The following is a 7806-nucleotide window of genomic DNA, read 5'->3' as shown; positions in this document are numbered from 1 at the left end:
ACCGCACCGTCGACCACCGCCGCCACGCGCGCCGCGGGCCCGTCACCGGCGCCGTCCGCCGCGCCGGCAGCGCCCGTCCCCGCGACGCCCGTCCCCGCCACACCCGTCCCCGCGACGCCCGTCCCCGCACCGATCGTGCCCGTCACGGCCCCCGCGAGCGCGCCGCGCAGCTCCTCGGCCGCCTCCGCGTCGAGCCCGCACGCGCCCACCAGGTGCGCCGCGGCGCCCTGCAGCTCGGCGCGTGCCGCCTCGACGGCGCGGTCGGCCTCGCGGCGCAGCTGCGCGAGCTGCTGCTGCACCTGCTCGTAGACGGCGGTGCCGAAGATCTTCTGCAGCAGCCCGCGCCGGTCCTCCGGGTTGGCGCGCAGGAACCGCGCGAACTCGCCCTGCGGCAGCACGATCGTCTGGACGAACTGCGCGCGGTCCAGCCCGACCACCCGCTGCAGCTCGTGCCCCACCTCGTCGAGGCGCGTGCTCACGAGCTCGCCGACGGTGTCGAGCGCGTCCGGCCCGCCGGTGCAGTCGACGTCGGCCGGCAGCCGCCACAGGCGCGCGCTCGCCTGCGCCGTCGTGGTGCCCGCGCCGCGGCGCTTGGGACGCTGGTAGGCCGGCGTCCGCCGCACGCGGTACACGCCCGACGGCACCTCGAGCACGAGGTCGACCACGGACTCGACCTCGGGCGCCGCGTACGCGGACCGCAGCCGCTCGTCGCTCGCGTCGGCGCCGGCGACCTTGCCGTAGAGGGCGAACACGACGGCGTCGATGAGCGTCGACTTGCCCGCGCCGGTCGGCCCCTCGAGCAGGAAGAGCCCGGCCGCGCCGAGCGCGGCGAAGTCGACGGTGTGCCGGCCGGCGAACGGCCCGATCGCCTGGACCGTGAGGGAGCGCAGCTGCATCAGGCGCTCCGCTCGCCGGCGAGGACCTGCTCGTAGGCGCGCCGCAGCACGTGCACCTCGGCGTCGGTGGGGGGTGCGCCCGTGACGTGCGCGACGAAGTCGCCGGCCACCTCGACGGGGTCGGCCGCCGACGTGACGAGCGCGGCCCGTGCCGCCGCCCGCTCCGCGCCGGCGGGGCGGTGGTGCACCGCCAGGGCGTGCGGGAACCGTGCCCGCACGCGGCGGAACAGGTCGGACGGCCGGGCCGGGTCGGTCACGGTGACCCGCACCCAGTCGTCCGTGTGCGGCTCGCCGGCCGCGCCGAGCAGGTCGTCGAGGGTCCCGGTGACCTCGGCCAGGCGGCGCGGCACCGGTGCGGGCACGAGCTCGGTCACGGGCGCGTCGCCCGCCAGGTCGACGAGCACCGACGACTTGCGGTGCCGCAGCTCGGAGAACGAGTACGCGAGCGGTGATCCCGAGTAGCGCAGCACCGTGCCGTCCGGCCCCGGGACGACCTGCGGCCCGTGCAGGTGCCCGAGCGCGACGTAGTCCACGCCCGCGAACACGTCCGCGGTCACGTGGTCGACCCCGCCCACGCGGATGTCCCGCTCGGACTCGCTGGCCTCGCCGCCGACGACGAACGCGTGCGCCGCGACCACGGTCCGCGGCCGGCCCGCCCCGCGCCGCCCCGCCGCATCCGCCCGCACGCGCGCCATGGCCGCCGCCGTCACGGCCTGGTGCGAGCGCGCCAGCGGCACGCGCCCGCCGTCCGGCCCGTCCTCGCCGAGCTCGACGCGCGCGGCGTCCGGGTCCAGGTAGGGGAGCCCGTAGACCAGCACGTCCCCGCCGTCGGACGGCAGCACCACCGGCTCCGCCAGCCCGGCGACGCGCGTGCGCAGCCGGACGCGCTCGCGCATCAGCGCCGCCCCGAACCCGAGCCGGGTCGCGGAGTCGTGGTTGCCCGACGTCACCACCACGGTCGTGTGCTCGGCGAGCCGCGCGAGCGTCTCCGACAGCAGCGTCACCGCCTCGACCGGCGGGATCGCGCGGTCGTACACGTCCCCCGCGACGACGACGGCGTCGACCGCCTCGGCGCGCACGACGTCGACCAGGTGGTCGAGGTGCGCCGCCTGGTGGTCCAGCAGGTCGACCCCGTGCAGGGTACGACCCAGGTGCCAGTCGGAGGTGTGCAGCAACCGCATGCGCCGAAACGTAGCCGCGCCCACCGACACGCCCCCGTCCGCCGCGCCCCGCAGCCCGCGGACGCGGTGCGGGATCAGCCCTCGTCGTCCGGGATGACGACCGACAGGCCCACCATGTCGAGCACCTCGCGCAGCACCCGGTGCGGGTCGCGCAGCGTCACGGGGATGCCCGCCTCCGACGCGGCGAGGTGGAGCTGGAGCACGAACGCGACGCCCGACGAGTCGACGAACGTCGCCTCCGTCGCGTCGATGACGACGGGCAGCCCGCTCATGAGCGCCATGCCCATCGACGCGCTGGCCTCGGGGCGCAGCGCGGCGTCGATCTCGCCGACGAGGCGCACCGCCGCGCGACCGTCCTCGGCCTCGACCCGGATGGCGTGCACAGGCGCGGCCTCCTCGAGCCCGGGCACGGCGTCCCTCAGCTCCGTCATGGCGGTGTCTCCTGCTCCTGCGTCGATGTCGGTACGTCGTCGGACCGGGCTCGACGGCGCGGTAACGCTACCCGGCGCCCCCACGGCCGTCTCGCTGAACGTCGAACCCGCCCCGGACGTTCCCCGGACGGGTGAACCGGCAGGTGAGAGGCGTGCGAGGCGCCCCCGGGAGGGCCGGCTCAGCCCTCCGGGTCCGTGACGTCCGCCACGGTCGCGCCGAGCGCGCGCACCAGGTCGTCGCCGTCGAGCGTGAACCCCACGCCGTGCCCGCCGCCGCCGATCGACACCCGGTGCCCGCGCACCCGCTCGTCCGCGACGACGGGCCACGTGCGGGTCGTGCCGAACGGCGTGATCGTGCCGCGCTCGTACCCGGTGACGGCCAGCGCGGTCGCCGCGTCGGGCATCGACATGCGGCTGACCCCGAGCAGCGCGCGCAGGCGCGGCCAGGAGATGGTGCGGTCGCCGGGCACGAGGACGAGCACGTGGTCGTCCTCGCCGCGCCGCACCACGAGGGTCTTGAGCAGGTCGGCCGGGTCGATGCCGCGCGCCGCGGCCGCCTCCGCGAGCGACGACACGCGCCCGTGGCGGGTCCGCTCGTAGGCGATGCCCGCCGCGTCGAGGGCCTCGGCCGCGCGGCGCTCGCCGTCGGTGCGCAGCTCGGTGTCGCCGCGTGCGTGGTCGGTCACGCGCCCACGGTAACCAGACGCCGCGCCCGGCACGTCACGGGCGGAGCACGTCGCAGGCGGCGCGTCACAGGCGGGGCACGTCGCAGGCGGCGCGTCACAGGCCCAGCGCGACCGCCAGGACGAGCAGCGGGACGACGACCGCCGCGACGGCACCGCCGACGAGCCAGCGCGCGGCCCTCCCGGGACCGTCGTCGGCGGGCAGGTCGGCGGCCGGGGCGCGGCGCGCGAACGTCGCCACCCAGTCCTGCTCCGGCGTCCACCGCTGCTCCGGCGCGGGGGAGGGCTGCGGGATCCACGCCGGCTCCGGCAGCCAGGTGGCGTGCGGCCGCGGTCGGGCGGCGCCGGGCGCCGGCCACCCGTCGGCGCGGTGCACGTCGCGTGCGTGCGCGTCGCGGGCGTGGCCGTCCGGCGCCCGCCGGTCGCGTGCCTGCCCGTCCCGCGCGTGCCCGTCCGACGCACGCCGCGGCAGCGCACCGCCGGGGGCGTCCGCGGGCCACCACGAGGCGGACGCGGGCGGCGGCGCGGCTCGGCGGACGTCGGCCGTCCACGCGCGGGCGTGCGCGTCGCGCGGCTGCTGCGGCCCGTCGTGCGGCGGGGGCCACGGGGCGTCGAGCACGGGCCCTCCCGTCGTCGGCGTCGGCGATCCGGACGAATCGCCCAGGGGCCCAGCATGCCGTGCCGGTCGCGCCCGTGCCCACCCGTGCCCGCCCGTCCACCCGGACGGGTCACCGCACCCGGAGGGCTCACCCGGCGACGAGCACACCGTCCCGCACCTCGGCCCGCGCGTCCGTCCACGTGCGCCGCAGCCAGCGGTCGTGCGTCGCGACGACGACGGCGCCCGGCGCGGTCGCGAGCGCGTCGGCGAGCTCCCCGGCGAGCGTGACCGACACGTGGTTGGTCGGCTCGTCGAGCAGCAGCACGTGCGGCGTCCGGGCCACGAGCAGGGCGAGGACGACGCGCCGCCGCTGGCCGACGGACAGCTCGCGCATCGCCCGGTCGACGTCGCGGGGTGCGACGAGCCCGAGGTCGACGAGCGGCGGTGCGTCCGGGCGGTCCGCCGTCACCGCCGCGTACAGGGCGCGGGGCGTGCGGGGGTCGTCGGTCAGGCCGACGTCCTGCTCGAGCAGCGCCACCTCGACCCCGCGCGTCCGGTGCACCGTGCCGTGCGCCGGCGCCAGGTCGCCCGCGAGCAGGTGCAGCAGCGTCGACTTGCCGGCGCCGTTCGGGCCGGTGACGAGCAGCCGCGCCGAGGCGTCGAGGTCCAGCGCGGGCACGTGCACGCGCCCCGGCACGGTCGCGTCGCGGACCTGCAGCACCACCGGCGTGCGGGCCTCGCGCGGCGCGGGCATCGCGAACCGCAGCGGCGCCGGCGGGCGGCGCACCTGCTCCGCGTCGAGGGTGTCGAGGCGGCGGCGCGCGTCCCGCACCCGGCGGGAGACCTGCTGCTCGACGCGCGCTCCCTTGGCGTCCCAGGGCAGCTTCGCCTCGTTGCCCATCGCCCGGTCGTGCCCGACGCGCCGTGCGGTCGTCCGCACGGCGACCCGGAGGGACCTCAGCTCGTCCTGCTCGTCGCGGTACCGCTGCTCCCAGCGCTCGCGGGCGACGCGGCGCGCCTCCAGGTAGTCCGTGAACGTGCCGCCGTACGTCGTCGGGCCGTCGAGCCCCGGGTCGAGGTCGAGCACGCCGGTGCACACCTCGTCGAGGAACACCCGGTCGTGGCTGGTGAGCAGCACGGCGCCGGGCAGCCGCCGCAGCGCGTCGGCGAGGTAGCCGGCGGCGTCGTCGTCCAGGTGGTTGGTCGGCTCGTCCAGCAGGACGGCCGCCGGCTGCCGCACGAGCAGCGCGGCGAGCGCCAGCCGGGACCGCTGCCCGCCCGACAGCGTGCCGACCGGCCGGTCCCGCGCGACGTCGCCCAGGCCGAGGCCCGCGAGGGCGACGTCGGCCCGGCGGTCGGCGTCCCAGACGCCGGCGAGCTCGGCGCGGGCCAGCGCGGCCGCGTACGCGTCGGCGGCGCCCGGGGCGTCGTCCGCGAGCGCCGCGGCCGCCCCGTCGAGCGCGTCGGCGACGGCCCGCACGTGCGCGAGCGCGTCGGCGAGGACGTCGTCGGGCGTCGCCGCCGGGTCGAGCAGCGGCTCCTGCCCGAGGTACCCGAGGTCGGGCGGCCGGACGACCTCGCCCGAGTCGGGGTCGTCGAGGCCGGCGAGCAGCCGCAGCAGCGTCGACTTGCCGACGCCGTTCTCGCCGACGACGCCGAGCCGGTGCCCGGGGTCGACGTCGACGTCGACGCCGTCGAGCACCGTGCGGCCGTCGTAGGAGCGGACGAGGGAGCGTGCGCGCAGCACGGGGGTCATGCGATCACCACCTGCGGGCGCCCGGAGCTGTCGGCTCGACGGGCGCGGTTGAGTCGGACGGGGACTCGGGGCAGGGGTCAGCTCAGCACGGGGTCGACGGTAGGCGGGACGGCCGGGGCGCGCACGGTGTTTTCCGACGGCCGCGTCAGGCGTCGCCCACGAGCCGGCGGACCGCGTCCTCGGTCAGGGTCCGGTCGAACGGGTCCTCGTCGAGCGCGCGGTGCAGCGAGAGCCCCTCGACGAGCGCGTCGAGGCGGCGTGTGACGTCGGGCGCGAAGTGCCGGCCGAGCTCGCGGCGGCTGCGCGCCATCCACGCGGTCGTGATCGTGCGGTAGCGGGGGTCGCGCGCGGCGAGCGTGTACAGCTCGTACATGACGACGCGCTCGGCGTCGGTCCGCGGGTCGGAGAGCTCGTGCACGAGGTCGACGACGGCCGTCACGGCCTCCGGACGGTCGCGGGCCGCGCCGAGCCGCTGCGCGAACCGCTCGCCGCCGCGGTCCGCGAACCGCGTGAACGCCGCGTGCAGCAGGTCGTCCATGCCCTCGAAGTGGTAGGTCATCGACCCGAGGGGCACGTCCGCGCGCGCGGCGATGCGGCGGTGCGACACGCCCGCGACGCCGACCTCGGCGATCAGGTCGAGCGTGACGTCGAGGATGCGGTCCCGGCGTCCGGGGTCGGTGCGGCGCGCGCGCATCGGGGCGTCAGAGGTCGCGGACGGCGGTCGGCGCGTCGGAGGCCATGTGTACGAGCGTACGCACCGAGACCGACGCCGTCCACGCCGACCCGCGCGCACCCGGCCCTGACCGCCTCACCGCCGGCACGCCGAGCACGTCACCGGCGACGCCCGTCAGGGGGTGGTGCGTGCCGCCGTGACCGTCGCGATGTAGCCGGTCAGGGCCTCGCGGCTGCGGACCAGGGTCGCGATGCGGGCGTCGAGGGACGCGCGCTCCTGCTCCAGCCCGGCGAGGAGCTCGGGCGTGGCCTCGTCGGGGAGGATGTCCGGGCCGCCGTCCAGGCACGGCAGCATCCGCTCGATGACGCGGGTCGGGATGCCGCTGTCGAGCAGCCCGCGGATCTGCCGGACCCGCACGACCGTCTCCTCGTCGTAGTCGCGGTACCCGTTGGGCTCCCGGCGCGACGCGATGAGCCCCAGCTGCTCGTAGTGGCGCAGCGACCGGGCCGACGCCCCCGTCGCCGCGGCGACCTCCCCGATGCGCACCGTGCTCCCTCCGCGCGGGCCGACTTGACCCTGACACCGGTGTGAAGCATGCACGGTGGCGGCACGGCACCGCGAACCGCGGAGCCCCGACCTCGTGGAGGACCCCGTGCCCGTGTCCCTGTCGAACCCTGACGGCCTCGCCCCCGTCGACCTCTACCGCCACGTGTCCGTCGCCACCGGCGGTCGCACCGTCCGCGTCGCCGGGCAGGTCGCGCTCGACGGCGAGGGACGGCTCGTCGGCGCCGGCGACCTGGCCGCGCAGACCGAGCAGTGCTACCTCAACGTCGCGACGGCCCTCGCGTCCGTCGGCGCGACGTTCGACGACGTCACCCGGCTGCGCGTCTACGCCGTCGACCTGACGCCCGAGCGGATGCCGCTGTTCGCCGAGGGCGTGGCGCGCGCCGCCGCACGGCTCGGGGTGACGCCCGCGGCACCCCTCACGGGCATCGGCGTGCAGGCGCTGGCGGACCCGGCGTTCCTCGTCGAGGTGGAGGCGACGGCCGTGCTCGAGTGACGGAGCCGCGCGGGAGCCGCCGAGGCGTGCGGCGTCAGTCGCGGTGGTCGTCCCGGCCCGAGCCGACCAGGCCCAGGAGCCCGGCGACGACCGCCGCGCCCCCGGCCACCACGGCGGCCACGAGCGTGACGAGCAGCGGCCCGGACGCACCGCCGGCGAGCCGCTCGCCGGCGAACCCGAGCGCCAGGACGCCCGCGGCGAGCAGCGCGAGGTGGGTGCCGTGGTGGTGCATGCGTCCCCCTGGTCCAGCGCGTCGCGGGCCGTGGCGCGGGCTGCGCCCGGTGCCGGGCCGACCCGCCGAACGGTAGGGCGCACGCCCCGCGACGGCAATGACCGCGCGGTGCACGCCGCACGCCTGGGAGGATGGGACGTCGTGAGCACGACCGACCCCACCCCCGCCACGGACGAGCGCGCCCCGCGCCGGCCGCGGGGTCGTCGTGGGCGCGGGCGCGGCGAAGGTGCGCGTCCGGACGGCGAGCGGCGGGACGAGCAGCGCGGCGGCGAGCGGCGGGACGAGCAGCGCGGCGG

The 7806-nt window shown here is 78.0% G+C and carries 10 protein-coding genes; 1 reads left to right on the top strand and 9 read right to left on the bottom strand.

Annotation, left to right across the window (positions count from 1 at the left end):
- From AB6N23_RS16065 to AB6N23_RS16030, 8 genes are all read right to left on the bottom strand, one after another.
- Window positions 1–896 (bottom strand): AAA family ATPase (locus AB6N23_RS16065; protein WP_412867002.1); only part of this gene is annotated, 896 nt, incomplete at its 3' end.
- A complete protein-coding gene (locus AB6N23_RS16060) occupies window positions 896–2077 on the bottom strand; it encodes an exonuclease SbcCD subunit D (protein ID WP_412867001.1) in 1182 nt (393 codons plus the stop codon). The genes AB6N23_RS16060 and AB6N23_RS16065, both read right to left, overlap by 1 nt.
- 74 nt (window positions 2078–2151) lie before the next feature.
- The gene (locus AB6N23_RS16055; protein WP_412867000.1) at window positions 2152–2508 is read right to left on the bottom strand and encodes an STAS domain-containing protein; all 357 of its coding nucleotides are present in this window, start codon (window positions 2506–2508) and stop codon (window positions 2152–2154) included.
- Between the two features lie 179 nt (window positions 2509–2687).
- Complete coding sequence (locus AB6N23_RS16050) at window positions 2688–3194, bottom strand: aminoacyl-tRNA deacylase (protein WP_412866999.1); 507 nt, start codon at window positions 3192–3194, stop codon at window positions 2688–2690.
- A gap of 94 nt (window positions 3195–3288) precedes the next feature.
- Window positions 3289–3810 carry a hypothetical protein gene (locus AB6N23_RS16045; protein WP_412866998.1) on the bottom strand — a complete coding sequence of 174 codons (522 nt, stop codon included), beginning with the start codon at window positions 3808–3810 and terminating at the stop codon, window positions 3289–3291.
- Between the two features lie 127 nt (window positions 3811–3937).
- Window positions 3938–5545, bottom strand: coding sequence for an ABC-F family ATP-binding cassette domain-containing protein (locus AB6N23_RS16040; RefSeq protein WP_412866997.1), 1608 nt, complete (start codon window positions 5543–5545; stop codon window positions 3938–3940).
- Window positions 5546–5690: 145 nt separating this feature from the next.
- On the bottom strand, window positions 5691–6239 hold the full coding sequence (locus AB6N23_RS16035) for a TetR/AcrR family transcriptional regulator (RefSeq protein WP_412866996.1): 549 nt from the start codon (window positions 6237–6239) through the stop codon (window positions 5691–5693).
- 153 nt (window positions 6240–6392) lie between these two features.
- Window positions 6393–6764, bottom strand: coding sequence for a MerR family transcriptional regulator (locus tag AB6N23_RS16030; RefSeq protein WP_412866995.1), 372 nt, complete (start codon window positions 6762–6764; stop codon window positions 6393–6395).
- 106 nt (window positions 6765–6870) lie between these two features.
- Here AB6N23_RS16030 and AB6N23_RS16025 point away from each other — a divergent pair, with 106 nt between their 5' ends.
- The gene (locus tag AB6N23_RS16025; RefSeq protein ID WP_412866994.1) at window positions 6871–7278 is read left to right on the top strand and encodes a RidA family protein; all 408 of its coding nucleotides are present in this window, start codon (window positions 6871–6873) and stop codon (window positions 7276–7278) included.
- A 34-nt stretch (window positions 7279–7312) separates the two neighbouring features.
- Here the strand turns inward: AB6N23_RS16025 and AB6N23_RS16020 are convergent, their stop codons facing one another.
- The gene (locus tag AB6N23_RS16020; protein WP_412866993.1) at window positions 7313–7510 is read right to left on the bottom strand and encodes a hypothetical protein; all 198 of its coding nucleotides are present in this window, start codon (window positions 7508–7510) and stop codon (window positions 7313–7315) included.
- Window positions 7511–7806: the final 296 nt, after the last annotated feature.

The organism is Cellulomonas pasadenensis, assembly GCF_047229365.1.
Classification (GTDB): domain Bacteria; phylum Actinomycetota; class Actinomycetes; order Actinomycetales; family Cellulomonadaceae; genus Cellulomonas.
This window is presented reverse-complemented; position numbering and strand designations above follow the sequence as displayed.